At 65.2% G+C, this 26,534-nt stretch carries 17 protein-coding genes; 15 read left to right on the top strand and 2 right to left on the bottom strand.

Features of this window, described 5'->3' with window-relative positions:
- Positions 1 to 181 precede the first annotated feature (181 nt).
- The 11 genes from ACP8LP_RS00495 (at position 182) to ACP8LP_RS00445 (ending at position 17,984) form a co-directional block, all read left to right on the top strand.
- Positions 182 to 1,966, top strand: a complete 1,785-nt coding sequence (locus ACP8LP_RS00495; protein WP_004810236.1) for an oleate hydratase — start codon at positions 182 to 184, stop codon at positions 1,964 to 1,966.
- A gap of 61 nt (positions 1,967 to 2,027) precedes the next feature.
- The gene (locus ACP8LP_RS00490) at positions 2,028 to 2,807 is read left to right on the top strand and encodes an AIR synthase related protein (RefSeq protein WP_015583469.1); all 780 of its coding nucleotides are present in this window, start codon (positions 2,028 to 2,030) and stop codon (positions 2,805 to 2,807) included.
- A gap of 429 nt (positions 2,808 to 3,236) precedes the next feature.
- The gene (locus ACP8LP_RS00485) at positions 3,237 to 4,445 is read left to right on the top strand and encodes an ABC transporter substrate-binding protein (RefSeq protein ID WP_484483380.1); all 1,209 of its coding nucleotides are present in this window, start codon (positions 3,237 to 3,239) and stop codon (positions 4,443 to 4,445) included.
- Positions 4,442 to 5,515: a FecCD family ABC transporter permease gene (locus ACP8LP_RS00480; RefSeq protein WP_484483195.1), complete on the top strand. Its 1,074-nt coding sequence runs from the start codon at positions 4,442 to 4,444 to the stop codon at positions 5,513 to 5,515. The genes ACP8LP_RS00485 and ACP8LP_RS00480 overlap by 4 nt, the downstream gene beginning before the upstream one ends.
- Complete coding sequence (locus ACP8LP_RS00475) at positions 5,512 to 6,513, top strand: ABC transporter ATP-binding protein (RefSeq protein ID WP_004810232.1); 1,002 nt, start codon at positions 5,512 to 5,514, stop codon at positions 6,511 to 6,513. Before ACP8LP_RS00480 ends, ACP8LP_RS00475 begins: the two co-directional genes overlap by 4 nt.
- Complete coding sequence (locus ACP8LP_RS00470; RefSeq protein WP_202711791.1) at positions 6,510 to 7,610, top strand: radical SAM/SPASM domain-containing protein; 1,101 nt, start codon at positions 6,510 to 6,512, stop codon at positions 7,608 to 7,610. The genes ACP8LP_RS00475 and ACP8LP_RS00470 overlap by 4 nt, the downstream gene beginning before the upstream one ends.
- On the top strand, positions 7,607 to 11,515 hold the full coding sequence (gene cobN / locus ACP8LP_RS00465) for a cobaltochelatase subunit CobN (protein WP_202711792.1): 3,909 nt from the start codon (positions 7,607 to 7,609) through the stop codon (positions 11,513 to 11,515). The genes ACP8LP_RS00470 and cobN overlap by 4 nt, the downstream gene beginning before the upstream one ends.
- On the top strand, positions 11,515 to 13,479 hold the full coding sequence (locus tag ACP8LP_RS00460; protein ID WP_202711793.1) for a magnesium chelatase subunit D family protein: 1,965 nt from the start codon (positions 11,515 to 11,517) through the stop codon (positions 13,477 to 13,479). The genes cobN and ACP8LP_RS00460 overlap by 1 nt, the downstream gene beginning before the upstream one ends.
- Before the next feature lies 1 nt (position 13,480).
- Positions 13,481 to 14,473: a magnesium chelatase ATPase subunit I gene (locus ACP8LP_RS00455; protein ID WP_004810226.1), complete on the top strand. Its 993-nt coding sequence runs from the start codon at positions 13,481 to 13,483 to the stop codon at positions 14,471 to 14,473.
- Between the two features lie 134 nt (positions 14,474 to 14,607).
- Positions 14,608 to 16,242 carry an ABC transporter transmembrane domain-containing protein gene (locus ACP8LP_RS00450; protein WP_171023439.1) on the top strand — a complete coding sequence of 545 codons (1,635 nt, stop codon included), beginning with the start codon at positions 14,608 to 14,610 and terminating at the stop codon, positions 16,240 to 16,242.
- Entirely contained in the window at positions 16,239 to 17,984 is a 1,746-nt protein-coding gene (locus tag ACP8LP_RS00445) for an ABC transporter ATP-binding protein (protein ID WP_484483194.1), read from the top strand. The genes ACP8LP_RS00450 and ACP8LP_RS00445 overlap by 4 nt, the downstream gene beginning before the upstream one ends.
- Before the next feature lie 153 nt (positions 17,985 to 18,137).
- On the opposite strand, the gene ACP8LP_RS00440 is transcribed toward ACP8LP_RS00445, so the two are convergent.
- Entirely contained in the window at positions 18,138 to 19,589 is a 1,452-nt protein-coding gene (locus tag ACP8LP_RS00440) for a catalase (RefSeq protein WP_004810220.1), read from the bottom strand.
- Positions 19,590 to 19,726: 137 nt separating this feature from the next.
- On the opposite strand from ACP8LP_RS00440, the gene ACP8LP_RS00435 reads away from it, so the two are divergent.
- Positions 19,727 to 20,008: a GNAT family N-acetyltransferase gene (locus ACP8LP_RS00435; RefSeq protein ID WP_036979633.1), complete on the top strand. Its 282-nt coding sequence runs from the start codon at positions 19,727 to 19,729 to the stop codon at positions 20,006 to 20,008.
- A 117-nt stretch (positions 20,009 to 20,125) separates the two neighbouring features.
- Here the strand turns inward: ACP8LP_RS00435 and ACP8LP_RS00430 are convergent, their stop codons facing one another.
- A complete protein-coding gene (locus ACP8LP_RS00430) occupies positions 20,126 to 21,481 on the bottom strand; it encodes an aspartate ammonia-lyase (protein WP_279187181.1) in 1,356 nt (451 codons plus the stop codon).
- A gap of 538 nt (positions 21,482 to 22,019) precedes the next feature.
- On the opposite strand from ACP8LP_RS00430, the gene ACP8LP_RS00425 reads away from it, so the two are divergent.
- Genes ACP8LP_RS00425 through ACP8LP_RS00415 form a run of 3 tightly spaced genes read left to right on the top strand, consistent with a single transcriptional unit; the run spans position 22,020 to position 26,525 of the window.
- Positions 22,020 to 23,156, top strand: a complete 1,137-nt coding sequence (locus tag ACP8LP_RS00425) for a DUF8744 domain-containing protein (protein ID WP_004810213.1) — start codon at positions 22,020 to 22,022, stop codon at positions 23,154 to 23,156.
- The gene (locus ACP8LP_RS00420; RefSeq protein WP_484483193.1) at positions 23,149 to 25,938 is read left to right on the top strand and encodes a multicopper oxidase domain-containing protein; all 2,790 of its coding nucleotides are present in this window, start codon (positions 23,149 to 23,151) and stop codon (positions 25,936 to 25,938) included. Before ACP8LP_RS00425 ends, ACP8LP_RS00420 begins: the two co-directional genes overlap by 8 nt.
- Complete coding sequence (locus ACP8LP_RS00415; RefSeq protein ID WP_484483192.1) at positions 25,935 to 26,525, top strand: helix-turn-helix transcriptional regulator; 591 nt, start codon at positions 25,935 to 25,937, stop codon at positions 26,523 to 26,525. The genes ACP8LP_RS00420 and ACP8LP_RS00415 overlap by 4 nt, the downstream gene beginning before the upstream one ends.
- Positions 26,526 to 26,534: the final 9 nt, after the last annotated feature.

Raw genomic sequence — 26,534 nt, 5'->3', positions numbered from 1 at the left:
TAAGTATGGCACCCGACTGCGACAAGGCACTGCACCCCGAGTCCCGACGACGAAGAACGCTCAAGAAAACTCTTACGAAAGTCTCAAAAAGAGGGCATTCCATCACACCCTTCCGGCGCTATCGTGAGGCTAGTCGAAGTTCACCGGAGAACTTCCGGCGAAGTCGTATGAGGAGTGAATCATGACGAACTGCCAAAAGATTTATCAGCGCAGCTTCCCGGTCAGCCCGGATGGCAACTCGTTCGTTCACAACGACCTCGGTCGTTACACCATGAACCACCCGGTGCCCCCGGACGACATCGCTGAGCGCAAGGCATACCTGGTCGGCTCTGGTATCGCTGCACTGACGGCAGCCGTCTTCCTCATCCGTGACGCCAAGATGCCTGCCGAGAACATCACGATCCTCGAGGAGCTCCACCAGCCCGGCGGCGCCTTCGACGGCGACGGCGACACCGAGAAGGGCTTCATCGCCCGTGGCGGTCGTGAGATGGAGCAACACTTCGAGTGCTTCTGGGACGTCATGAAGGACATCCCGGCCCTCGAGATGCCCGAGCCCTACAGCGTCATGGACGAGTTCCGGATCGTCAACGAGAACGATCCGAACGTCAACCACTGCCGCATCATCAACAACCAGGGCCAGAAACGTTCGGCCTACAAGATGGGCATCAACAAGAAAGGCCAGCTCGCCGTCCTAAAGCTGCTGCTGGCCAAGGAGTCCGACACTTACTACAAGTCCATCGAGGACTGGTTCGACGAAGACTTCCTGCACTCCACCTTCTACACACTGTGGAAGACGATGTTCGCCTTCGAGCAGTGGCAGTCCCTGACCGAGTTCAAGCGCTACATGCACCGCTTCCTCCACCTGCTGCCCGGATTCTCGGACCTCTCCTGCCTGCGGTTCAGCCGCTACAACCAGTACGACTCCTTCGTCGTCCCGCTCATGAAGTGGCTGACCGAGCGCGGCGTGAAGTTCCAGTACGACACCTTGGTCTACGACGTCGACCTGGAGATCACTGCTCACCGCAAGGTCGCCCGAGGCATTCTGTGGCGCGACAAGGAGGGCGGCGAACATCGCATCGACATGACCCCGAAGGACCTCGTCTTCGTCACGAACGGTTCACTGACCGAGTGCACCGGCTACGGCGACATGGACCACCCCGCCCCCTACAACAAGGACGAGGTCGCCGGCTGGGAGCTGTGGCGCAACCTGGTCCGTCGTTCCGCCGTGTTCGGTCGTCCCGACGTCTTCTGCAGCGACGCCGACAAGACGGTGTGGCAGTCGATCAGCTTCAACTTCATCGGTGAGGACCATCCATTCCTCCAGAAGATCAGGGAACTGACGGGCAACGATCCACTGTCCGGACGCACGGTCACCGGCGGCATCATCACCGCCGAGGACTCGTCGTGGTGCATCTCGCTGACGATGAACCGTCAGCCACAGTTCCACGATCAGCCGAAGGACTGGGGCGTCGCCTGGGCCTACGGCCTGTACCCGTTCGAGAAGGGCGACATCGTCAAGAAGCCGATGCTGGAGTGCACCGGAGAGGAACTGCTCAAGGAGTACTGCTATCACTTCGGTCTGCTCGACCAGTTCGAGGAGATCAAGGCTCGCACCAAGGTTCGCATTGCGACGATGCCGTGGATCACAGCCTTCTTCATGCCTCGTGGCAAGGGAGATCGCCCGGAGGTCATCCCGGACGGTTGCGTCAACCTGGCCTGCCTGGGCCAGTTCGTCGAAACCCCGGACGACTGCATCTTCACCGTCGAAGGATCGGCTCGTACCGCCATGATGGCTGTCTACGGGCTGCTCAACCTCGACCGCGACATCCCACCGACATGGCCTGCTCAATACGACATCCGTTCTCTGCTGGCCTCCGCCAAGACACTCAACGACGGGCACCTGCCCGGTGGTCGACTGTTGTCGGTCCTGCTGCGCAATACCTACTACGAGGACATCCTGCCGTGACGTGCTGACGTCATGACGTCCTTCCAGTGCAACTTCGGGGCGGTCGCGGTTGAATGACACCGTGACCGCCCCGAACCATCTCCCCTCATCCCCCCTACCCGTCACGAGGCTGCGTGACCTGCTGGTGGCTGATGTCCCGGCTTCTCGTCTGGTCATCGCCTGTGACACCATCGGTGGGATCGGCCCGCGTCCTGACGACTCCTACCCAGCTGACCCGGTGTGGTGCGCTCATCTGGGAGCGCGGGTACCCCTCCTGGAGGTGATGTGCGCCGGTGCGCGTCCTCTCGTCCTCGTCAACACCCTGTGCCAGGACTGGGAGTCAGCCCAGCCCATGATCGAGGAGTTCCGACGCTGCGCGGCCGCCGTCGGGATTGACCCCACGGCGGTCACGGGCTCGACGGAGGACAACGTCGCGACGACCCAGACCGGGATTGGCGTGACAGTCATCGGCGTCATGCCAGAGGGAGAACTCCCCCGGGCCCATGACGGTGACGTGCTGGTCTGCGTCGGGACTCCCGTCTCGGCCCCTGATGACGACGTCGCCCCTGGCCGGCGCGAGATCGTGCCACTCGCGGAGGTGCGAGACCTGGTGGCCTCCGGGAAGGTTCACGACTGCGTCCCGGTGGGTTCACACGGGGTGGCGTGGGAGGCCGCACAGCTCGCCTCCACCGCGGGGTTACGGGCCGAGTTTCGGGACGTGGAGGTTGACCTGGCTCGCTCCGGAGGGCCCTCGACCTGCCTCGAACTGGCCTGTGATCGGGGCGACGTCGAGGAGCTACACGGTGTGGTGGCCCCGCATCGGCCGTGGGAGGTCATCGGTCGGCTCGCATCGGGATCCTGAGGACTCGATACCTGAGGATTACCACACGGAGCTGCCAAGAAATCGCGATGGTGACGTCACCATCGTGATTTTGGGCCAATTCTTGGCAGCTCCGTGTGTCATACCCCTTGCTCACCGCCGTTGACACGGGGTGTTAATGTGCGATTGCCTCGAATCGGACTCGGTCCGGGGTACTCCTTAGTGAGCGAAGTCGGTGGGAATCCGACACTGTCGCGCAACGGTGATGCCTCACAGCTCAGTCCGGTCGACTCCCTACGGAGTGGCAAGTAACGACTCTCGCCGTAGGAGTCTGCCGGGCACACGACGCGGGTGCCACCGTGAGTCCTGCGGCATGACCGCAGGGAGAACCGCGTGAGTACTCCGAAGACGAAGACTACGCCGAGAAGGATCTCGGCCCTCATCACCCTCCTCGTTGCCCCCAGCCTCGCACTGGCAGGATGTTCGGGCTCCGAGGACAGGACCACTTCAGGCGACAGGCCAACGACATCCTCCTCCGCCAACACCGGCGACAGCATTCCCGGCTGCATCAAGGACTTCGACTCCTCGAAGGACTACTTCCCCGACAAGGCGACCTTCAGCGACGCCCGCGGCCTCACCGTCACCTACCACAAGTCCTACAAGGTGGTGACGGTCAAGAACCCGTCGAGTACCTCGTCCAAGGAGACCAAGTACGTCCTGGTGCAGTGCGGCGCTCCGCAGCCGAAGCTGAACGGTGACCTCGCCAAAGCGCAGAAGATCACCGTCCCCACCACCAGGGTTGCTCTTGGATCAACGACCGAGCCGATGAAGTTCCAGATGATGAACAAGCTGGACGCCGTGATCGGAATGGCCAGCGTGGACATGGTCGGTGACCCAAAGACCCGTCAGGCCCTCAAGGACGCTCATGTCGCTGACTTCGGCGTCGGGGACGGCACCACTGAGGTCAACACCGAGAAGCTGGCCGCCCTACGTCCTGATCTGTTCATCATCAGCGGCCACGACGACCCCAGCAAGTTTGCCAAGGTCAGGGAGATGGGCACACCGGTCGTCGCCGAGCCCGACTTCCTCGAGAACACCCCGCTGGGACGGGCCGAGTGGATCAAGTACGACGCCCTCTTTGTCAATGCGGAGAAGGTCGCCAATGAGAAGTACGACGAGATCGCCAAGAAGTACCACGAGACGGCCCAGCTCACCTCCAAGGTCAAGACGCGACCCATCGTGCTCTACGGCTCCCAGTTCAAGGGGGTCTGGTACATCAAGTCCAACGAGAACTACTCCATCCAGTTCCTGCGTGACGCTGGCGGTGAGTACGTCTTCAAGGACGTCCACGGCGTGGTCTCGTCGAAGCTGGACACCGAGACGGTCCTCAAAAGGGCCCATGACGCCGACTTCTGGATCGATGGCCAGATCAATGAGTCGCAGAAGGCCTCCATCCCGACCATCGTCAAGGACGACCCGCGCATGAAGGCCCTCAAGGCGGTACGCACCGGCACCGTCTGGAACGCCGTCCTGCGTGCCGACCCGAAGCACGGCAACGACTACTGGCAGACCGGCGTCGTCCGTCCTGATCTGGTGCTGGCAGACCTGTCCGCCATCCTGCACCCTGAGCTCAGTCCGAACCATGAGTTCACCTTCTACAAGAAGGCCCCGACCAAGTGACCGCAGCACACCGGACGACGCAACGGCGGCGTGGACTGCCGCTGCCCGTCCGCTTCGCGATCCTCGGAGTGATCTTCATCCTGGTGGCGATGGCCGGGCTGACCCTGGGATCGGTGAACATTCCCCTCGACGACGTCATGACGATCATCTCCGGGGGCACCGACGTCGACCCGGTGTCCCTGACGATCGTCCAGGACGTCCGGGAGCCACGCACCATCACCGCCCTGCTGGTCGGGGCGGCCCTGGGGATTGCCGGCCTGGAGATGCAGACCCTGTTCCGCAACCCGCTGGCTGATCCTTATGTGCTCGGCATCTCCTCGGGTGCCAGCCTCGGCGTCGCCCTCGTCGTGCTCGGCACGACGTCGTCGGCGGGTGCGGCAACTTTCGCCTCCGGACTGGGCATCGGTCCCGATCTGTTGATCATGGTTGCCGCCGCGCTGGGGGCGGCAGTCGTGCTGTTCATCGTCATGCTGGCCGGCCGGTTCATCCACTCCTCGACGATCCTGTTGCTGCTCGGCGTCATGATCGGCTACTTCGTGTCCTCCGGGGTCACCGTCCTGCTGTCACGAGCCAGTCCTGAACTCGTCGCCCAGTACACCCGCTGGCAGTTCGGCAGCTACCACGGCGTGACATGGGAGAACCTCAAGGCGATGGCTCCGATCATGGTCATCATGATCCTGGCCAGCATGCTGCTCGCCAAACCGCTCAACGCCTTGTTGCTGGGAGAACGGTATGCCCAGACGATGGGGATGAACCTCAAGGTGGTGCGCGCCCTGTTGGTGGCGAGCACCGCCATCCTCGCCGGTGCCGCCACCGCGTTCTGCGGGCCGATCAGTTTCCTGGGCATCGCGATCCCACATCTGACGCGTGGGGTGCTTGGGAGGGCCGATCATCGTCATCTGCTGCCCGGATGCATCCTCACCGGCGGTTCCCTTGCGTTGATGGCCGACATCCTGGCGCAGTTGCCCGGCGACGACGTGCTGCCCGTCAACGCCGTCAACGCGGTGTTCGGGGCGCCGGTCGTCATGGTCATCCTGGTGCGCTGGTATCGAGAGGCGGAGGCGACATGACCGGTCTCACACTGTCGAACCTGACGGTCGGGTACCGTTCGGGCCGCCACGTCACGACGGTGCTGTCGGGGGTGACAGGGTCGTTGGAGGCCGGTCGAATGATCGGGCTGGTCGGCCCCAACGGGGCCGGCAAGTCAACCCTGCTGCGGTCGGTGGCCGGCTTGCAGCCCGTTCTGGGTGGCGAGGTATCCCTCAATGGCACATCGACGTCAAAGATGTCTCGCCGTCAGATCGCCCAGACCCTCTCCACGGTGCTGACCGACCGGGTCTCGGTCGCCCGCCTCACCTCCAGGGATGTCGTCTCGCTGGGACGTCACCCCCATTCCGGAATCGGAGGTCGGCTGCGCCCCCATGATCAGGCCGTCATCGACGAGTCCTTGGCGGCGGTGGGGGCCACCGAGTTGGCCGAGGACTTCGTCGGCGAGTTGTCGGACGGACAGCGTCAGCGGGTCATGGTGGCTCGGGCACTGGCCCAGGAGCCGTCCGTCCTGCTGCTCGACGAGCCAACCTCCTTCCTCGATCCGCCGGGCCGTATCGCCCTGCTCGGAATGCTACGCGAGGTGTGCACGGCGAGGGACATCGCCGTCGTGGTGTGCAGCCACGACATCGAGCCGGTGATGCGTTACGCCGACACCCTGTGGGTGGCTGGGCACGGCACTGACGTGACGATCGGCGCCCCGGAGGACCTGGCCCGTACCGGCGCCCTCGAGGAGGCCTTCCGCACCGAGGGGATCACCTTCGACCTCCACACCCTCACTTTCTGGCAGTCCGACGACGGATGCCCCACGGCGCGGGTTGTGGGGTCAGGGGTGGATGCCGACCTTGCTCATCACACCTTGGCACGATCCGGATACCGGGTGGTCCAGGACCCTGCGGACGCCAGCGTCACGGTGAGCGTGACCAACGGTGGCTGGGTGGTGGATGACCGCGTCGTGCCAACCCTGTCACAACTCCATGATCACCTCGTCGGACGTCAACAGGAGGTCAGCAGGTCATGACTGTCCGCTACCTCGTGCTGTGGCCCACCGCCGCCTGCGACCTTGCCTGCCCCTACTGCTACCGCCGGGAGCGCCGGGGCGGTCGGATGCCGACCGAGGTCGCCGATGCCTCCCTGGATCTTCTCGCCGAGGGGGTTCGTACGACCGGCCAGCCGGCCCATGTTCAGTTGGCCGGTGGTGAGCCCACCCTGGTGCCCTCCCTCATCGAGCACGTCGCCGAGAGAGTTGCAGGCATCCGAGGTGGACGGGTCACCTGTGGCATCCAGACCAACGCAGCACACCTCGACGACGAGATCATTGCCATGTTCACACACCGTGGCGTACGTGTCGGGGTGAGCGTCGACGGTCCACCGCAGGTGCAGGAGAGAGCCCGCGGTTCGGCGGCCCCGACCTTCCGGGGTCTGCTCGCCCTGGCCCGAGCCGACATCCCGGTACGAGTGACGACGGTGCTCTCGGCCCTCAACGTCGACCACCTCGACGAATTGGCCGTCACCCTGGGGGGACTGCCCAATGTCACCGGGTTCGGCCTCGACCCACTGGTGGGGATCGGCAGCGCGGCGGGCAGAGGCGATCTCGTTCCCTCCGATGACGCCGTCGTCGGAGGGATCACCGCCCTGTACCGACGCCTGATCCAGGTCAACGCGATGCGGGCGAGACCCCTGGTCTGGCGGGAACTGGAGACCGTCCGAGCTGCTATGCATCGCTCCCCGGCGAACACACCCACCACCGTCGATCCCTCCGGTCGCACCCTGCTTCCGCTGTCGGTGTCCAACCATCCCTACTGCCACGCAGCTGTCGGGGAATCCATGGCGGTGGCCCCGGACGGCGGCGTCTACCCCTGCTCCCAGTCCGTCGGGGACCCGGCATCCCGGGCCGGAACCGTCCCCGACGTCGACTGGGACCGCCTCAAACACCGTTTCTCCCAGGACGTCCACACTTTGCGCGGACCATGCCATCGCTGCGCCCTGGCTGGCCGCTGTCCCGGCGACTGCCCCTCCCGGGTCGAGGCCAACACCCTCGCCGACCCGGAGCAGGCTCGCACCCCACTCACCTGCCTCATCGACGACGCCCTCGCCCGTCTGGAGACCGCATCATGACCACCTTGTGTTTCTTCTCAGCCACCGGAGGCGAACTCACCCTCGTCAGTCAGGCCATCTCACGGATGAGGGCTGACGGCCTCGACGTCACCCTCTTCGGCCGCACCAAGGAGCAACTCATCGATCCGGAGCTGTCCCGCGCCTTCGCTCGATCAGCTGCTCGCAGCGACGCCGTCGTACTGAGTCTCCACGGCGGGACGGGGTCCTGCCCGGCGTGGTCGGACCTGGTCGAGGCATGGCAGGACCGTCGCGACTCCGGACTGTCGCTGCCGTGGATCCACATCCAACCCACCTCCGGTGACGACGACGGCCTGCTCGCCGCCCAGAAATGGGCCAGCGGCCTCGCCGACGGCACCTGGAAAGGGCTCATCGGTCTGCTGGGGATGAGCGGTCCGGACAACGTCGAGGCGGCGCTACGAGTCCTCGCCGACCGGGTGACGGGTGGGAACGTGCCCGTCCCCGAGGTCGTCCGTGCCCCCACCGAGGGAATCTGGCATCCGCGTCACGGCCTGTTCACGAGCTTGGCCGATTACCAGCACCACCTGAACCCCGACCGTCCCACCATCGGGATCACCTTCCCGCGCAGCTACTGGTTGGAGCACGACACCGCGCACATCCGGGCCCTCGTCGAGGCCGTCGAGGAGCTTGGCGCCAACACCGTCCCCTTCTTCTGCCTGCGTCTGCCCGACTCCCGGCGCGGGAACATGGGTATGGCCCAAACTTTGGAGACCCTGCTGCACGACGAGAAGGGCAACCGGATCATCGACACCCTCGTCGACGTCCACGGGATGTCGATGACGGCCGGCGTCCCCGCCAATGCCAACGCCTACCCGAACCTGGGCGTCAGTGTGCTGCATGCCCTCACCTCCTATGCACCGCGGGCCGTGTGGGAGGCCACCGCCCAGGGCATGGGGTCGATGGACATCGCCACCCAGGCCGCCCAACCGGAGCTCGACGGCGCCCTCATCACCAAGTTCCTCGCCACCCGGGAAACCGACGAGGTCGACGAACTCACCGGAGCCATCGTTCCTCGCATGATCCCGGTCCCGGGACGCCCCGAGGCGATGGCCGAGCTGGCTCTGTCCTGGGCTCGCCTGGCCCGCACCCCGGCCAACCAGCGCAAGGTCGCGATCGTCTTCCACCACCACCCGCCACGCAACGACCGCATCGGCTGTGCGACGGGGCTGGACACCTTCGAGTCAGTGCGCCAACTGCTCATCCGGATGGCCGATGAGGGGTACGACGTCCCGGAACAGTTCGACCATGCCGACGACATCGCCCAGGTGCTGCTGTCCTGCCTGACCTGCGACCAGCGCTGGCTTACTCCCGAACAGATGCACGACCGCGCCGAGGCCCACGCCGATCTGGAGACTTCCCGCCCCTGGTACCGGGCACTGCCGGAGTCCGTACGGGAGTGCATGGACCGCAACTGGGGGCCGCACCCAGGAACCCTCTTCGTCCACGACGACGAGTTCTCCTTCGCCGGTCACCTCGACGGCAACGTGCTGCTGACGATTCAGCCGCCGCGCGGGAACTTCGAGGCCGTCACGGATTCCGTCATCCACGACCCGGTGTTGCCTCCCCCGCACCACTACCTGGCCCACTACCGCTGGATCCGTGACGTCTTCAAGGCCGACGCCGTCATCCACGTCGGCACCCACGGCAGCCTGGAATGGCTTCCCGGCAAGGGGCTGGGCCTGTCCGAGGAGTGCTACCCGGAACTCGCCTTGGACCGGTTGGTCAACATCTACCCGTACATCATCAACAATCCCGGCGAGGGCACCCAAGCCAAGAGACGCAGCGCCGCCGCCCTCGTCGACCACCTCACCCCTCCCATGCGTCAGGCAGGTCTGTACGACTCCACCGCCGAGATCGACCGGATCCTGCGCGAACACGCCGGGGCGGAGTCACAGAGCCCGCAGCGCGCCCGTCTCGTCGCCGAACAGGTGTGGGGCGCCGTCGTGGAGGCCGGTCTGGACACTGATCTGGGGCTGGCCCCCGAGGACGTCGACACCGACCCCGTCCAGCTGCTCGACAAGGTCCATCACCACCTGCTCGAGCTGCAGGACCGCGAGATCTCCGACGGTCTGCACGTGCTCGGACAGCTCGTCGCCGACCAGGACGACCCCGCCGCGGCCGAGGTGGAGTACGTCGCCCAGTTGACCCGTCAGTCCAACGGCCACGTGCCGTCCCTGCGGGAAGCGGTGCTGGACGCCTGGGGGACGAGTCTCGACGAGGTCAGCGCGAAGGCTGGCGAGCCGGTCACCGTCACCGCCGACCTGCCGGATGGCCTGACCGGACGCGGGATCATGGAAGCTGCCCACCAGCAGTGTGTCGACCTGCTGGCCCCGGTCATCGCCTGTCACCACGGCGGATGCTTCGACGCCGACAAGGCCCGAGACCTGGCGGTCCAGATGAGTCTCGAACAACTCGGCACCGAACGCGGGGACGTCGTCGAGACCCTCACCTGGGTCATCACCGACCTCATGCCGCGTCTGGACGCCACCCGGGACGAGATCGAGTCGATCATGACGGCTCTGGACGGCGGATTCGTGTCCCCGGGGCAGTCGGGGGCACCCAGCCGGGGTAACGCCCACATCCTGCCGACCGGCCGGAACTTCTTCTCCCTGGATCCCGAGGCCATGCCGACACCAACCGGATGGCTGGAAGGGGTCGAGCTGGCCGACCAGTTGCTCGCCGGGTACGCCGAAGCCCACCCCGACCAGCCCTGGCCGCGCACCGTCGGGGTCGTGGTGTGGGGAACGGCCAACATGCGCAGCGGCGGGGCCGACATCGCCGAGATCCTGTACCTCATGGGGGTGCGTCCGATCTGGGAGTCATCGGGCCTTGTCAGTGGGTTGCAGATCATCGACCCGGTCGAGCTGGGGCGTCCTCGCATCGACGTCTCCCCGCGCATCTCGGGGCTCTTCCGGGACGCCCTCCCCAACCTCGTCGAGATGGTCGACCGGGCGGTCCGGATGGTCGCCGCCCTGCCCGAGGCTGACGACGACAACATGTTGCGCGCCCACGTCGAGGCTGACGTCGCCGACATGACAGCCCGCGGAATCGACGTCGAGCAGGCCCGTCGCAAGGCCACCTTGCGGATCTTCGGTTGCCCGCCCGGCGGTTACGGTGCCGGTGTGGAGGAACTCATCGAGACCAAGGCATGGCAGGACAAGGCAGATCTGGGCCGGGCCTACATCGCAGCCTCCTCCCACGCCTACGGTGAAGGGGTGTTCGGAGACGTCGAGACGGAGAGATTCACCGCTGCCCTGTCTCGGATGGATGTCACCGTCAAGAATGAGGACACCCGCGAGTACGACATGCTCAGCTGCACCGATTTCTACAACTACTACGGCGGACTCATCGCTGCTGCGACGACGGTGCGGGGTGAGGCACCGTCGTCCTTCGTGGGGGATTCCTCGGATCCATCCCGGATCGCCACCCGGACGACCACCGAGGAGGCCCGGCTCATCCTGAGGTCCCGGATCCTCAACCCGTCGTGGATCTCAGGTCTGCAGCGTCACGGGTACAAGGGAGCGGGTGACCTGTCCAAGGTTCTCGACATCCTCATCGGCTGGGACGCCACCGCCGATGTCGTCGACGACGGCCTGTGGGAGAAGGTGGCGCGTCGTTACGCCCTCGACCCCGCCATGCAGGAATGGTTCCGAGAGGTCAACCCACATGCCCTGCACAACATTGTCGACAAGCTTCTCGACGCCGCTCAGCGCAAGGTCTGGGAGGCCGACCCGATCACCGTCGAGGAGCTGCAGGACACCTATGCCGACATCGAGGGAACCATCGAGGAGGTTTCCGACGACCCGCACCAGTCCGCTGCTCCGACGCCCACTGCGTCAGTCACCGCCGACGGCGGACTCGACCTGGCCGGGCTGGGGTTGGCCTGATGACCTACCCTTTCACCGCCATCGTCGGACAGGACGAGACGAAACTTGCCCTGCTGTTGTGCGCGGTCAACCCCCGTATTGGCGGGGTCGTCCTCAGTGGTGAGAAGGGAACGGCCAAGTCGACGGTGGTCCGTGGTCTGGCGGAACTGCTGCCGAGTCAGGTGATGAGGACGTTGGCCCTGGGCGCCACCGAGGATCGCCTCGTCGGAGGACTCGACCTGGAGGCCACCCTGACGTCGGGCCGGCCGGTGCTCCAGCCGGGTCTGCTGAGCGAGGTCGACGGCGGGGTGCTCTACGTCGACGAGGTCAACCTCCTCGACGACCACCTCGTCGACCTCGTCATCGACGCGTGCGCCGGAACCGTCCGGGTCGAGCGCGAGGGGCTGAAAGCTGCCCTGGCAAGCCGTTTCGTCCTGATCGGAACGATGAACCCGGAGGAGGGAGCGCTGCGACCCCAGTTGCTCGACCGGTTCGGACTGTGCGTCGAGGTACACGGCGAGGCGGACCCGGAGGCCCGTGCAGAGATCATTCGGCGTCGTCTCCGTCACGACGCCGACCCCGCTGCTTTCCTCTCGACGTGGCGGGAGGAGCAAGGTCGTCAGGCTGATGTCATCGAACGGGCCCGCGGAATGGTCAACGGGGAGCGCCTCGACAACGTCGTCACCGAACTCATCTCCTCACTGTGCCGGCAAAACCACGTCGCCGGCCACCGGGCCGACATCGTCATGGCGGAGGCCACCCGAGCCCACGCCGCCCTGGCCGGCCGCGGGGTCGCCACCGAGGACGACGTGCTTGCGGTCAGCGAGATGGTGCTGCGGCATCGCCGCCGCGACGAGACCCCGTCGGACCCGCCACCGCCACCGGAACCGCCACAGCAGGAGCAGTCCGAGGACCAGCAGCCCAACCAACCAGATCAACGGCCTGATCAGCCCGACCCTGGCCCCAGCGACGATGTGGAGAACGGGTCGCAGGACGAGGATGATGCTCCCCCAACCAGTAGTCAGGACGACCAGCAACCCGATGACCACGCAGATCCTGATGACCAGACCGACCAGCCGAACCAACAGCCCAACCCCGGGGAACAGGTCGCTGCCATCGGAGATCCTTTCGCCATTCGGCCTCTGGAACCCGGTCAGGATCGTCTGGCGCGCCGCGCCTCCGGACGACGCCTGCGTACCCGCAGCAAGGATCGACGCGGTCGTTACATCTCGGCCCGCCTCACGACCGTCCCCGACGACCTTGCCCTGGACGCCACCCTGCGTGCCGCCGCGGTGCACCAGAGGTCACGCCGAGCCGACCCGAATCGCCCCGCGATGGCGGTCCACGTCGAGCCGGTTGACTGGCGGGCCAAGGTGAGGACCGGACGGTCGGCCTCCTGCGTCATCCTCGTCGTCGACGCCTCCGGGTCGATGGGGTCACGGGGCCGGATGACCGCCTCCAAGGGGGCCATCCTCTCCCTGCTGCTCGACGCCTACGTCAAGCGTGACCGGGTCTGCCTCATCGGTTTCCGCCGCGACCGGGCCGAGGTGCTCGTCCCGGTGACCTCCTCGGTGGAGGTCGCCCAACGCGGCCTGGCCGAGCTTCCCGTCGGCGGTCGCACTCCTCTGGCGGCTGGGCTCGTGACGGCCTGCGAGGTCGTCCGGCCCCTGCTGCTCAAGGACCCCGGTCTGCGTCCGCTGTTGGTGCTCGTCACCGACGGACGCGGCAACGTCGATCTGGACGGCAAACCCAACTCCCGCGCCACCGACGAAGCCCTCAAGGTGGCGGACGAGATCGGTGCCGACCGGCGTCTCAGCTGGGTCGTCATCGACACCGAAGACCCCCGCGGCATCCAACTGTCCAGGGCCAACGACATCGCGATGGCCCTGGGCGGACCCTGCCTGCGCATCGACGACCTACGTGCCGACGACCTCGTGAACGTCGTCTCCCAACTCGACCCGACCCAACCCCGAAAGGACCGCTGACATGGCACAACGCCCCGTCTACCCCTTCTGCGCCATCGTCGGACAGGAGGAGATGAAGCTGGCCCTCATCCTCGCCTCGATCAGCCCCGATCTGTCCGGGGTACTCATCCGCGGCGAGAAGGGAACCGCGAAGTCCACGGCGGTGCGTGGCCTGGCAGCCCTGCTCCCGGAGCACCAGGAGGTTCCCGGGGCCTACCACCTGTCCCCCGAGGAGTATCCGGTCCACGCTACCGAGCTCGGGCTGCCCGAGACCATACCCGAGCCGCGCACCGTCCGGGTGCCCGTGGTCGAGCTGCCGGTGGGAGCCACCGAGGACCGCGTCACCGGAACCCTCGACATGGAGACGGCCCTGCGCGAGGGGCGACGCCGCTTCGAGCCCGGTCTGCTGGCCGCGGCCCACCGCGCGATCCTCTACGTCGACGAGGTCAACCTCCTCGACGACCACATCGTCGACCTGCTGCTGGACTCGGCCGCGATGGGGGTCAACACCGTCGAGCGCGAGGGCGTCAGCGTGACCCATCCGGCGCGATTCACTCTGGTCGGCACCATGAACCCCGAGGAGGGAGAACTGCGTCCCCAACTGCTCGACCGGTTCGGACTGTGCGTCACCGTCGGAGGTGAGGACGACCCCGAGAAGCGCATCGAGGTCATCCGGCGCCGTCTGGCCTTCGAGGACGATCCGACCGGCTTCTCACGCAAGTGGGAACAGGAAGGTCACGAGACCAGCAAGAGGATCGGACGGGCCACCGAGCTCGTCAAGGAGGTACAGATCGACGACGAGACCCTCATGACGGTCGCCCGCACCTGCATCAACGCCCATGTCGACGGCCACCGGGCCGACATCATGATGGTGAGGGCCGCACGCACCCTGGCGGCGTGGAACGGACGCACCGAGATCACCACCGACGACCTCACCCAGTCCGCCCGGCTCGTCCTGCCACACCGCATGAGGCGGCGTCCCCTCGAGTCGGTCGGCGGTCCGGGAGCAGCGTGATACGTACTCCCCGTCGGCACTGGCAGCCGAGGCTGAGTTGGCTTCCACACATCCCCAGACAGACCCCGCCGCCCATCGACGTCCCTCTCATCGACCTCGACGAGGTCCACGACGGGCGGGCCGTGGTGCGTCAGATGTCTCACGACGGGAAGCGGTGGCTGCTGCCGGGGTCGATCGCCTCAGCCTTCGTCAGCCTGGTCAACATCGGGGTGCCGATGGCCCTCGGCCGCGCCATTGATGACGGAGTGGTCGCGGCCAATGCTGCTGCCCTTGCCGGCTGGCTGACCCTGGTTGCGCTGGCCTACGTGGTCCGTGCGGTGGCCCAGACGGTGCGGATGCAGACCAATGTCGGGGCCGGGCTGGCCGAGCACGACCTCCGTGTCCAGGCCCTCGATCGGATCACTGCTCCGGGGGGAATAGGTGGGACGTCCCGTCTTCCCGGTGATCTTCTCGCCGTCGTCGTCACCGACGTCCGGGCGGTGTCGCGAGCCTTCATCGCCCTGACCTCGATCCCCGGCAACGCCGTCACCCTGCTCGGTTCCCTCGTCGCGATGGCTCTCATCAACGGGTGGTTGGCACTGGCGACGGTGTGCATCGTCCCGCTGCTCATCCTGTTGTCGGTCAAGGGGGTCGCCCCGGTCAAGCGCAGCACCCGCCGAGAGCGGCGGGCCGAGGCCGCGGTGGCCGGGTCCGCAGCCGATCTCACCAGCGGGCTGCGCGTCATCCAGGGACTGTCGGCCGAGCACCGCGCCACCGAGAGATTCCGCGCGGCGAGTCGGGAGGGGCTGGCGGCCACCCTGCGCAACCGTCGGATCAAGGGGGTCTACACCGGCACCATCAACGCCTCGGTCGGCGTGTTCATCACCGCCCTTACGGTGCTGGCCGGGTGGCTCGCCCTCACGGGTCACATCAGCGTCGGGCAGCTCGTCACCGTGGTGGGTCTGGCGCAGACCCTTGGGCCGCCGCTACGAGCCCTGGGCGTCGACGCCGCAACGATGCTATCCAGCGCCAACGCCTCCGGGGACAGGCTCTGCGAGCTGCGTGACAGCCCTGCGGCCTGGCCGGTCCATCCCGACGACGGGGCCCGCACCACTCCCGGAGACGGCCCGGTCTGGCTACGGGTTCCAGTCGAGGAGCCGGACTTCTGTCTGGACGTCCCGGCCGGGACACACCTGGGGATCGTCGCCCCGCAGCAAGTCTGCGACGCACTGGCTGACGCCATCGACCACGGGCCGAAAACCCTGCTCAACGGGGTGCCGGCCAGTCGTCTCAACCCGTCCCAGCGACGTCGTCTGGTCCTGGTGGCTCCACGCGCCCCGGAACTCTTCGACGACACCGCGCGGGCCAACATCGTGCTGGATCGCCAGACGACGGTTGCCAAACTCAATGCTGTCGTCAACGCCGCCGCCCTGGACGCCGTCGCGAAAGCGCTGCCGCGCGGTCTGGAGACCGAGGTCGGGGAGGGCGGACGCCATGTCTCCGGAGGTCAGCGTCAGCGCCTGGCCCTGGCGCGAGCCCTGCTGCACTCCCCTGACGGTCTGGTGCTGATCGATCCCACCACCAGCATCGACGCCGCCACGACCGCCACCATCGCTGAACGGCTGCAGGAGTTGCGGCGGGGACGCACCACCGTCATCGCCACCACGTCCCCGGCCCTGCTGGACTGCATGGATGAGGTCGTCATGCTCGACGGTGACGGCCACGAAGTCGCCCGCGCTCCACATCGCGAATTGCTGACCCGCGAGGATTACCGGGGGATGTTGTCATGAGCACTCCTCGTTGGCTGCCACTCGCCTCTGTCGCCCAGGTTCGTCACGAGGTCCACCGGGCGGCACGCGGCGTGCGCGGGTACTTCGTCGGCGCGATCGTGGTCATCACGGCGGCGGCCCTGCTGGACCTGGCTGTACCGATGGCGACCGGATGGATCATCGACGCCGCTCGGGCCCGCCGTTCGCCCTCGTCCCTGCTCTCCCCGGCCCTCGTCATGGCCGGCGCGGTGATCGGGTCGGGAATCTGCAACGGCGTCGCCCAGGCACTGACGCCGTCCTTCTTCACGACTATCGTCACCCGGTTGCGGGAGTCGATGATCCGGGCCGGCCTGGGGCTGGACCAGCAGCGGGTGGAGCGGGCGGGTACCGCCGACCTAGTCTCACGCGCGTCCGACGACGTCCAAGCGGTACGCGACGCGGCGAATGGCGCCCTTCCGCGCCTTGTCAACACCATGATCATGGTGATCGTGTCAGTGAGTGCATTGGCCAGTCTGCATCCGGCCTTCTTCATCCCGGTGCTCCTCGCCGCCGTGCTCTACGGCCTGGCCATCCGGGAGTTCCTGCGGACTGCCCCGCCCGTGTATCGCGCTGAGAGGCGGGCCTCGACAACCCAGTCCCAGCACATCCTCTCGACCATCCACGGCCTTGACGTGGTGCGGGCCTTTGGGCTGGAGAATCTGCGTATTCGGACGGTGGCGGGCGGATCCTGGCAGGCCATCCGCTGGAACCTGCGCGGACGGTTCCTCGGGAACAGGCTCGTCATCAGACTGCTGGCCGGTGAGGCCGTGGCGACCATCGGCGTCGCCTGGACGGGATACCTACTCGTCACCAGCAACAAGCTCAGCGTCGGTGCGGCGGCGACGGCAGTCCTGGTGCTGCTGAGGCTGTTCTCCCCGGTACGGTTCCTGCTGATGTTCCTCAACAACCTGCAGGCTGCCTGGGTATGCCTGCAGCGGGTAGTGGGTGTGATCCACGCCCGTCACGAGGAACCGACCGTCGTCGAGCACACCCACCAGGGCCCGTCGTCGGTTCACGTGGAGGGGCTGAGTTTCGGCTATCAGGACGGTCCGGACGTGCTGCACGAGGTGAGCTTGGACATTCCTGCCGGGCACACCATGGTTCTCGTCGGGGAATCCGGTGCTGGCAAGTCGACCCTGGCAGCGCTCGTGGCAGGGTTGCTGGAACCTCGGGCTGGTGAGGTCGTCATGTCCCCAAGCCAGGCTCGAACCGTGCTCATCAGCCAGGAGATCCACACCTTCTCGGGCAGTCTTCTCGACGACGTCGCCCTGGGGTTGCCGGCATCGGCCGACGACTGGCCCGATGACCAGGTTCGCGATGCAGTGCTGAAGGCTCTGGAGCAGGTCGGTGCCGACTGGGTTGGGGCATTGCCCGATGGCGTCGACACTGTGGTGGGACGGTTGGGAACTCGACTCTCCCCGACCCAGGCTCAACAGGTGGCGCTGGCACGGGCCTTGCTGGCCGATCCCCCGGTCATCATCTTGGACGAGGCGACGGCCGAGGCCGGAAGTTCGGGAGCGGCTGCCCTCGACCGAGCCGCCGCCGAGGCGGTCAAGGGACGCACGGCCCTGGTGGTGGCTCACCGACTGTCCCAGGTGGCCATGGCTGACGAGGTCGCGGTCATGGAGGACGGGCGGATCGTGGAGGTCGGGCCTCCTGACCACCTGCGCCGTGGGGACGGGCCCTTCGCCCGCCTGTGGCAGGTGTGGTCGAGCCAGCACTGAGCCGCTGCCGAGCATGCACCTGCGCCACCGTCTGACAGCTGCGCCACCGAATGCCACCTGCGCCCTGAAAGCCCGGCGGCTGGCGTGGCCGAAAAGAAATGGTACCCGGGGAACCGCAAATTCCCCGGGGACCACCTGTGAGTCACAGTGGCGTCACATCGTGGATTCGACCCTGTCGGCGATACCAGCGTCGATATTGCGCCAATAGGTCAGGGTGTTGCCGATGACCGGCTCCTCCATGTCGAAGTTCGTCAGCAGATCGACGAGGGTCTCCACCAGCTCGTCGCGCTCCTGCTCGGAGAAGACGTCGTGGACCAAGGTGTGGGCCTGGCCGAAGTCGTCGTCCTCGGAGTGAAGGGTCTGAGCGGCACGAACGAGCTCGCCGTCGGTCTCCCAGGTGACCTCCGACCCGGCACGGTAGCCGGTGGCGTGGTCGCGACCGTAGGAGTTCGGGGCGTAGGTCGGGGCCGAGCCGGCATGCTCGTAGGTCATTTGGCCGTCGAAGGTGTACTGATTCGTCGCGACGGTCGGACGGTTCACGGGAAGCTGCTCGTAGTTGACGCCCAGACGGTTGCGGGCGGCATCGTTGTAGGCGAAGGCGCGGCTCAACAACATACGGTCGGGCGAGAGGCCGGTGCCCTCGACGGTGTTGGACGGGGAGAAGGCCGCCTGCTCGATCTCGGCGAAGAAGTTCTCCGGGTTGCGGTCCAGGGTGAACCTGCCGATGGTGTGCAGCGGATAGTCCTTGTGTGGCCACACCTTGGTGATGTCGAAGGGATTAAAGCGGTAGTCCTTGGCATCGTCGTAGGGCATCAACTGCACCTTGACGGTCCAAGACGGGTGATCGCCGTCAGCAATGTGATTGAACAGATCCTCGCGGTGGAGGTCCGGGTGATCCCCGACGACGGCCTTGGCCTGATCGGCGGTCATGGTGTGGACGCCCTGGTCGCTAATGAAGTGGTACTTCACCCAGGTGATCTTCCCCTCGGCGTTCACCCACGAGTAGGTGTGCGAGGAGTAGCCGTTCATGGTGCGGTAGCTGAGCGGAATGCCTCGCGGGCCCATGAGGTAGGCGACCTGGTGGGCCGACTCCGGGGAGAGGCTCCAGTAGTCGTACATCATGTTGGGGCTGCGCAGGCCAGAGTTTGGCAGGCGCTTCTGTGAGCGAATGAAGTGGGGGAACTTCATCGGGTCGCGCATGAAGAACACCGGGGTGTTGTTGCCAACCATGTCGAAGTTGCCTTCGTCGGTGTAGAACTTCAGCGAGAATCCACGGACGTCACGCCACGTGTCGGGGCTACCGAGTTCACCGGCGACCGTGGAGAAACGAGCCAGCATCGGGGTTTCCTTGCCCTTCTGCAGGAAGCCGGCCTTGGTGTACTCCGAGACGTCAGCGGTGGTCTCGAAGTGTCCGAAGGCCCCCGATCCCTTGGCGTGCGGCTTGCGCTCGGGGATGTTCTCGCGGTTGAAATGGGCCAGGGTGTCAATCAGGTGGGCGTCGTGCAGCAGCACTGGGCCGTCGGCACCGACGGTCAGGGAGTATTCGTCGCTGGGCGCGGGGGAACCGTTCGTATTAGTTGACGGCTTACTGGGATCAATGGGCATGACGACTTCTCCGTACGGGTTGAGTGATCGTCTCCACACTGCCCCTTGACGCGGTCGCTTCCAAGCAGATGACGCCATCCGTGAAAGCACCTGCGAAGGCCCTGGCAATAGGGCCGCAGTTGCCCGACGATGGGAGTATGAGCGACACTATCGTCACCAAGAACGACCAACAGTCACGCTACGAGGCTCATATCGACGGTGAGTTCGCCGGATTCGCGGATTTTCGACGCGACGGCGACATCGTCGTCATGCCTCACACCGAGGTCTTCGACGCCTTCGGCGGCAAGGGAGTCGGCAGTGCCCTGGCCCGATCTGCCCTCGACGACATCGCCTCCCAGAACCTGACGGTACGACCGGACTGCACCTTCATCAGGGGATGGCTGGACAAGCACCCCGATCACCCGGTGAACGTTATCTAAAGGTGTGTGGGTGGGACCAAGCCTTTTCCAAGACTCAGCCCCCACACGCTCTCACACTGGAGACTTCGACGGATTGTGCAAGGGCGGCATTCATCCGACTGCGAGCATCATCGCGTGTCAGCGACGCTCAGACACGAATGTCCGGGGATCCTCCGGGAGACCGCGGTCGCTCGGCTCGTATGTGCGTCCTGAGTATCGAGGGTGCAGGAAGTTCTGGGTCGACATGATCTCATCCAGCTTTTCCTCCGGAATTAGGCCGCGTTCGAGGACGACATCACGAACTGATTTTCCGGTACGGGCAGCCTCCTCGCCAATGAGATCACCCTGATGGTGTCCAATCACATCGTTCAGGTAGGTCACAATGCCGATGGAATTGGTGACATACTTTCGGCACCGTTCCGCATTTGCGGTAATTCCGTCAATGCACTTGCTACGCAAGGTGTCGCAGGCATTGATCAGAAGGTGGATCGACTCGAACATTGCTTGCGCCAGGGCCGGTTCCATCACATTGAGTTCCAGCTGACCAGCTTCGGCAGCAAAGCAGACGGTGACATCGTTTCCGAATACCTTGAAACAGATCTGGTTAACAACCTCAGGAATGACCGGATTCACCTTCGCCGGCATAATGGACGATCCTGCCTGCATCTCTGGAAGGTTGATTTCCTTGAGTCCAGCCCTTGGCCCAGACGAGAGCAGTCGCAAATCGTTGCAAATCTTGGAGATCTTCGCCGCTAGGCGTTTGATGATGGAATGGACAGCAATGTAGGCGCCGTTGTCGTAGGACGATTCCATGAGGTTAGTGGAGGGATGAATCGGGTACCCGGTCACCTTGGCCAGCTTCTCTGCGGCAAGTTCGGCATATCCGTCTGGGGTGTTGATCCGAGTGCCGATGGCAGTGCCGCCCAGGTTGACCTCTACGAGAAGATCGCTTCCGGCATCAAGCCGGTCCAGTTCAGCACGGATATTGTGCGCGTACCCGTCAAACTCCTCACCCAGAGTCATGGGAACAGCATCCTGCAACTGGGTGCGTCCCATCTTCAGTACATCGGCAAATTCCTTGGCCTTGGCATCGAAACTATCTGCAAGGTCGGCGACGGCTCGTTTCAGCCCCTCCAGCAGGGCGTACACCCCGAGCCGGAACCCAGTGGGGTAGGCGTCATTGGTCGACTGGGACTTGTTGACGTCATCGTTGGGATGGATGACGTCATAGGTACCCTTCGGGTATCCCAACATTTCGAGAGCCAAGTCGGCGACGACCTCGTTGGTGTTCATGTTGATCGAGGTTCCCGCTCCTTCTTGGAAGGAATCGGTCGGGAATTGGCCCATGCAGCGCCCATCATCCAAGATCGCATCGCATGCGGCGACGATGGCGTCAGCGACATCACTCGGCAGAACCTTCAACTGCTTGTTCGTCAGATCTGCTGCCTTCTTCACCTGAACCATCCCACGAATGAAGTCAGGCTCGTCGTTCATGCATCCGCGTCACATTTGGAAATTCTCTAGAGCACGCAATGTATGGATTCCATAGTAGTACTAATTCGAGATTTCCCGTTTCCCAAGAAGGTCCTCTTCGATCCGCCCCCAGTCACCTTTACTCCTAACCAGGATATTATTTTCATCTAGACTCACATGCCCATCCTTCGACACCATATATAATAATTGGAGTCATTGAAGGCAAGGAACTAATTTCACGCAAGTCAGGAAAATGACACTACACAGATACATGGATTAGTCATCATTTCAAATATGACACAACCGCAAATCGCAAATTAGCACAGACCTAGTAGTGATATGTCCACCTCTCTATGGACACCAAATATGTAGCATGCTAACACCCCTCCGCATGCTGGACGACCTGACTCCCGACGAGCGCAAGATCACCATGTCTGCACACCCTGAACCATGATCCCGAGAGCCCCGCTTGCTCCTGCCATCCCCGGTAGGACAAGTAGAAAAAACCTCGGCGCACGTAGTATTTTGAGGAGTCGATCATCGAAAAGAGGACTCCCCAGTGCCCACTTCCTCCGTCGGATCGCGCCGAGCCTGGCTCATGGTCGGGGCCGGAATCTCCCTGTTGGCGGGCCTTGACGGCGCCTTGTTACTTCTTGGCGTCTGGTCCCCGGTGATGTCGTCACGGCTGTCGGACTGGCACGGACCCCTCATGGTGCTCGGCTTCGTCGGCACCGTCATCTGCCTGGAACGGGCCGTCGCCCTGGGGAAGAAACCTGGCTACCTCGTCCCGTTGGTCTCGGGACTCGGCGTGGTCGCCCTCCTCGTGCCCCTCATACCTCCCCGGTTCGGCCTGGCCCTGCTCACCCTGGCGCAGTTCGGCCTGCTGGGCATATATGTCCCGCTGTGGAAACGCAGCCACGACGACGCCACCGTCATCCAGATTGCCGGCGCCTTCTGCGCCGCCGGTGCAGCCGCCCTGCTCACCTCAGGGGCCGACGTCCCTGACGTCATCGGATGGCTTGCCTGCTACCTCATCCTGACGATCTGCGGCGAGAGGCTGGAACTCTCCCGTCTGACGATGACTCGCAATCGCGCCCTCCCCGCTCTGTGTCTGACCGTCGTGGCCGCTCTCTTCGTCTCGGTCGCCAGCCCCCAGATCGGATACCGACTGCTCGGACTCGTCCTCATTGCTCTGGCGGTGTGGCTGTGCCGTAACGACGTCGCCGGCGGCGGGCTGAAGCGTGGTGGGCAGGCGGCCTACATCGGCCTGTTGCTCATGATCGGTTACCTGTGGCTCGGTCTGGCTGGTCTCATCTGGACGGTCAATGGCCTCCTCACCACCGGACGGGCCTATGACGCCGTCGTCCACTCAGTCTTCCTAGGATTCACGATGGGGATGATCCTCGGCCACGCCCCGATCATCCTCCCCGCGGTACTGCGCGTCAGACTGAACTGGACGACGTGGTTCTGGCTGCCGGCCTTCCTGCTGGAGGCCTCCCTGCTGGTGCGCATCGGCATCGGTGACGCCTTGGATCGTCCCACCGCCGTGCAGGCTGGCGGTGTCGTCAACGTCCTGAGCCTGCTGACCTTGGTGGCCGTCGTGGCTACCCATGTTCGTTCGCGAAGTCGGCCCGACACCCGTCCGAAGCCTGCAACCCCACACACGACACTCCCCCTCAGGAGGGACCATGGCTGAGATCACGTCCGCGTCGGCCGGCCGCAAACCGGACACGAACAAGCGCAGTTGGCACCGCAAGGCGTCCCGTCCGGTCTCCGGGTGGCTGGCGGCCCTGCTCATCGTGGCGATCGTGAGCCGGTGGATCCCGCAGTCGCGCTGGCTGTTGGTCCACATGGTCACCCTGGGCGTCGCGACGACCTCGATCATGGTGTGGGGCCAGTACTTCACCGAGGCGATCCTGCACAACAACCTCACCGAGGCTGATCGCAGTCGTCAGGTCTTGCGCATCCGTCTGCTGACGGCCGGCATCATCGTCACCTGTGTCGGCATGGTGGCGGACTGGCCGTGGGTGACGGTCGTAGGAGCAGTGATCGTCGGCTCGATGCTCACCTGGTACGCCTTTGACTTGGGCCATCAGGTTCGCCACGCCCTCCCCGGTCGTTTCGACTCCACGGTGAGGTTTTACTGCGCGGCCGCCTGCCTGTTGCCCCTGGGAGCGACTCTCGGCGCGATCATGGCCTTCTCCCCCGTCGAGCCGTGGCGAACCCGTCTGCTTGTCGCTCACCAGGCCCTCAACCTGCTCGGATTCGTCGGTCTGACCGTCGTCGGCACCCTCATCACCTTGTGGCCAACTGTGCTGCGCACCAAGATGCAACCCGCCCAAGATCGCCACGGCAGGTACTCCCTGTACGTCATGATGGCCGCGGTCGCCGTCACCACCGTCAGCGCCCTGTGCGGGCTGTGGTGGCTCGCTGCCGTCGGCATCACTGCCCACATCATCGGCGTCTGCATCGTACTCGGAGACCTCGTGGCCTGTGCCGTCCACAAGCCGCCGCGTGACTTCCCCGGATTCACCATGGGGGCGGCCATCTGCTGGATGCTGGTGTGGCTCGTCTGGCTGGCCTGGAAACTCGCTTCCAAGGGCACCGAGCTGCTGGCTGACGACATCTTCACCCTCTCGGTGCCCGTCATCGTCGGTTTCCTGCTCCAGCTCCTCATCGGCGCCATGAGCTACCTCATGCCGATGGTCATGGGTGGCGGGCCGAGGATCGTCCGGGCGACCAATGCCAAAATGCACGCCTTCGGAGCGCTGCGAGCCACCATCACCAATGCCGGGCTGTTGCTGTGGGTGCTCGCCATGGGTACCTGGACTCGTCGCCTCGGCATGGTGATGGCCGTCGTCGGACTGGCCACCTTCCTGCCTGCCACCGCAGCGATGGTGCGCACCGGCGTCCCCCTGCTCAAGGAGAAGGGACGCCAGATGGCGGCTCGGACGGCTACCCCTGCCGAGAAGGGAGGAACCCCTGGGGCCTCCCCCGAGAGGGCAGCCGACTCACCTGCCGCCAAGCCCACAGCCACCACATCCACCGAATCCGACGCCCCGAACCGTTCCGCCGTCACCGGCATCACGCCCAAGACCGTCGACCCGGCTCCCACCGCTCCGACTGATCGTCGCTCCTTCGTCGGGGCCTTTGCCGGTGCTGCCACCGCCCTGACGGCAGCCGCCGTTGGTCACCGACTGGACCAGAACGCGCCCACCGAGGGCACCGACGGCCCCGCTGCGGTGGTCGGGAAGGTCTCCCCCACCGGACACACCACGACGGCCAACGTCACGACCGAGGGGATGAGGTACCACCCCAGCACGATCAGCGTGCCGGCCGGTGACGAGCTCGTCGTCGAGATCACCAACAAGGATCCCAATCAGGTCCACGACCTACAGTTCGCCAATGGCGCTCATTCACCACGCCTCGACCCGGGGGCCCATGCCACTGTCAAGGCGGGAGTCATCACCGGCCCGACCGAGGGCTGGTGCACCATCGTCGGCCACAAGTCGATGGGCATGGTGCTCAAGGTCCAGGTCAATGGCATGCCAGGAGGTGCCGAGCACGACGACCACATGGGTTCGGCCGATCCTCGCCGCAAGATCGACCTCACCAAGGCTCCTGGCAGGGGATTCACGACCCGTGACGCCGTCGTCCCCCCACTGCTGGCCGGACGCGTCCACACGATGACCTTGACCGCGAAGGAATCCGTGCAGGAGATCGCCCCGGGGACGACCATCGACGCCATGACCTACAACGGTCGCTACATGGCACCGGTCATCCACGCCCGAATCGGCGACGAGATGCGGGTACACCTGGTCAACAGGGGGACGATGGGTCACTCCCTGGACTTCCACGCCGGTACCGTCTCCCCCGACGAGGTGATGCGCACCATCGCGCCGGGCCAGGAACTGGACTACAACTTCACCCTGCGTCGCGCCGGGATCTGGCTCTACCATTGCTCCACCATGCCGATGTCGGCCCACATCGCGGCCGGCATGTTCGGTGCCGTCATCGTCCCCCCGCATGACCTGCCGCGCGCCGATCGCGAGTACTACTTGGTGCAGTCGGAGACCTACCTCAGCGAGCACAACGGGGCCGAGGTCAACATGGCCAAGATCGCCAACGAGACCCCGGACCTGACGATATTCAACGGTCACGCCAACCAGTACGTCTTCGAGCCGCTGAAGGCCAAGGTCGGTGAGCGGGTACGCATCTGGGTGCTGGCAGCCGGCCCGAGTCGCGGCTGCTCCTTCCACGTCGTCGGCACCCAGTTCGACACCGTGTTCAAGGAGGGCGCCTACACCCTCAAGCGTGGCAATCCGGAGGGCGGCGGCTGTCAGGCCCTCGACCTGTCCAGCGCCCAGGGTGGTTTCGTCGAGATGGTCTTCGAGGAACCGGGCCATTACACCTTCGTCAACCACTCCTTCGTGGAAATGGAGCGCGGAGCCCGGGGCATCATTCAGGTGACGGCATGAGAAAACGTGACGGGATGAGTGACACCAGCCTGGTAGACCCGGGATCCGAGAAGCGGATCGACGAGGTCGCCGATGCCCTGCAGAAGCGTGGCGGTTCTGCCACCAGCGCCGACGTGGCAGCTGACCTGGGGATTCACCCCTCGACGGCGCGATTCCACCTCGATCGTCTCGTCGAGCAGGGACGAGTGGAGACCACCCGCCAACACCGGACCACTCGGGGCCGACCCCACACCGTCTTCACCCTCGTCAACGACGAGGGACCGCGTGCCTACCGACTGCTGGCCCAGATGCTCGTCGAGGAGATTGCCACCAGCGACGATCCGGCAGGGACCGCCACGCGTATCGGTCAGCGCTGGGGACATCATCGCCCCGGCAACCTCGTCGCCGTCCTCGACGAGATGGGCTTCTCCCCCGCCCCCGAGGATGAGGGAATCGTGCTTCGACACTGTCCTTTCCTCGACCTGGCCCTCGGTCACCCGCAGGTGGTCTGTGCCCTGCACTGCGGGGTCGTCGAGGGTGTGACGGGGAAGACGGCAACCATTGACGCCAACCCAGGGGGAAAGTGCGTGATCCACACCGCAGCCTGAAGGACGGCA

The organism is Cutibacterium sp. LaCa_89 (genome assembly GCF_058177555.1).
Note: the sequence above shows the minus strand (reverse complement) of the source record. Positions and strands in the feature narration are given on the sequence as shown.

Coding starts and splice junctions, on each gene's coding strand:
- ACP8LP_RS00460 (WP_202711793.1), top strand. CDS start 11,515: ATGACCTACCCTTTCACCGCCATCGTCGGACAGGACGAGACGAAACTT.
- ACP8LP_RS00420 (WP_484483193.1), top strand. CDS start 23,149: ATGGCTGAGATCACGTCCGCGTCGGCCGGCCGCAAACCGGACACGAAC.
- cobN (WP_202711792.1), top strand. CDS start 7,607: ATGACCACCTTGTGTTTCTTCTCAGCCACCGGAGGCGAACTCACCCTC.
- ACP8LP_RS00475 (WP_004810232.1), top strand. CDS start 5,512: ATGACCGGTCTCACACTGTCGAACCTGACGGTCGGGTACCGTTCGGGC.
- ACP8LP_RS00450 (WP_171023439.1), top strand. CDS start 14,608: ATGTCTCACGACGGGAAGCGGTGGCTGCTGCCGGGGTCGATCGCCTCA.
- ACP8LP_RS00415 (WP_484483192.1), top strand. CDS start 25,935: ATGAGAAAACGTGACGGGATGAGTGACACCAGCCTGGTAGACCCGGGA.
- ACP8LP_RS00455 (WP_004810226.1), top strand. CDS start 13,481: ATGGCACAACGCCCCGTCTACCCCTTCTGCGCCATCGTCGGACAGGAG.
- ACP8LP_RS00435 (WP_036979633.1), top strand. CDS start 19,727: ATGAGCGACACTATCGTCACCAAGAACGACCAACAGTCACGCTACGAG.
- ACP8LP_RS00495 (WP_004810236.1), top strand. CDS start 182: ATGACGAACTGCCAAAAGATTTATCAGCGCAGCTTCCCGGTCAGCCCG.
- ACP8LP_RS00445 (WP_484483194.1), top strand. CDS start 16,239: ATGAGCACTCCTCGTTGGCTGCCACTCGCCTCTGTCGCCCAGGTTCGT.
- ACP8LP_RS00470 (WP_202711791.1), top strand. CDS start 6,510: ATGACTGTCCGCTACCTCGTGCTGTGGCCCACCGCCGCCTGCGACCTT.
- ACP8LP_RS00440 (WP_004810220.1), bottom strand. CDS start 19,589: ATGCCCATTGATCCCAGTAAGCCGTCAACTAATACGAACGGTTCCCCC.
- ACP8LP_RS00430 (WP_279187181.1), bottom strand. CDS start 21,481: ATGAACGACGAGCCTGACTTCATTCGTGGGATGGTTCAGGTGAAGAAG.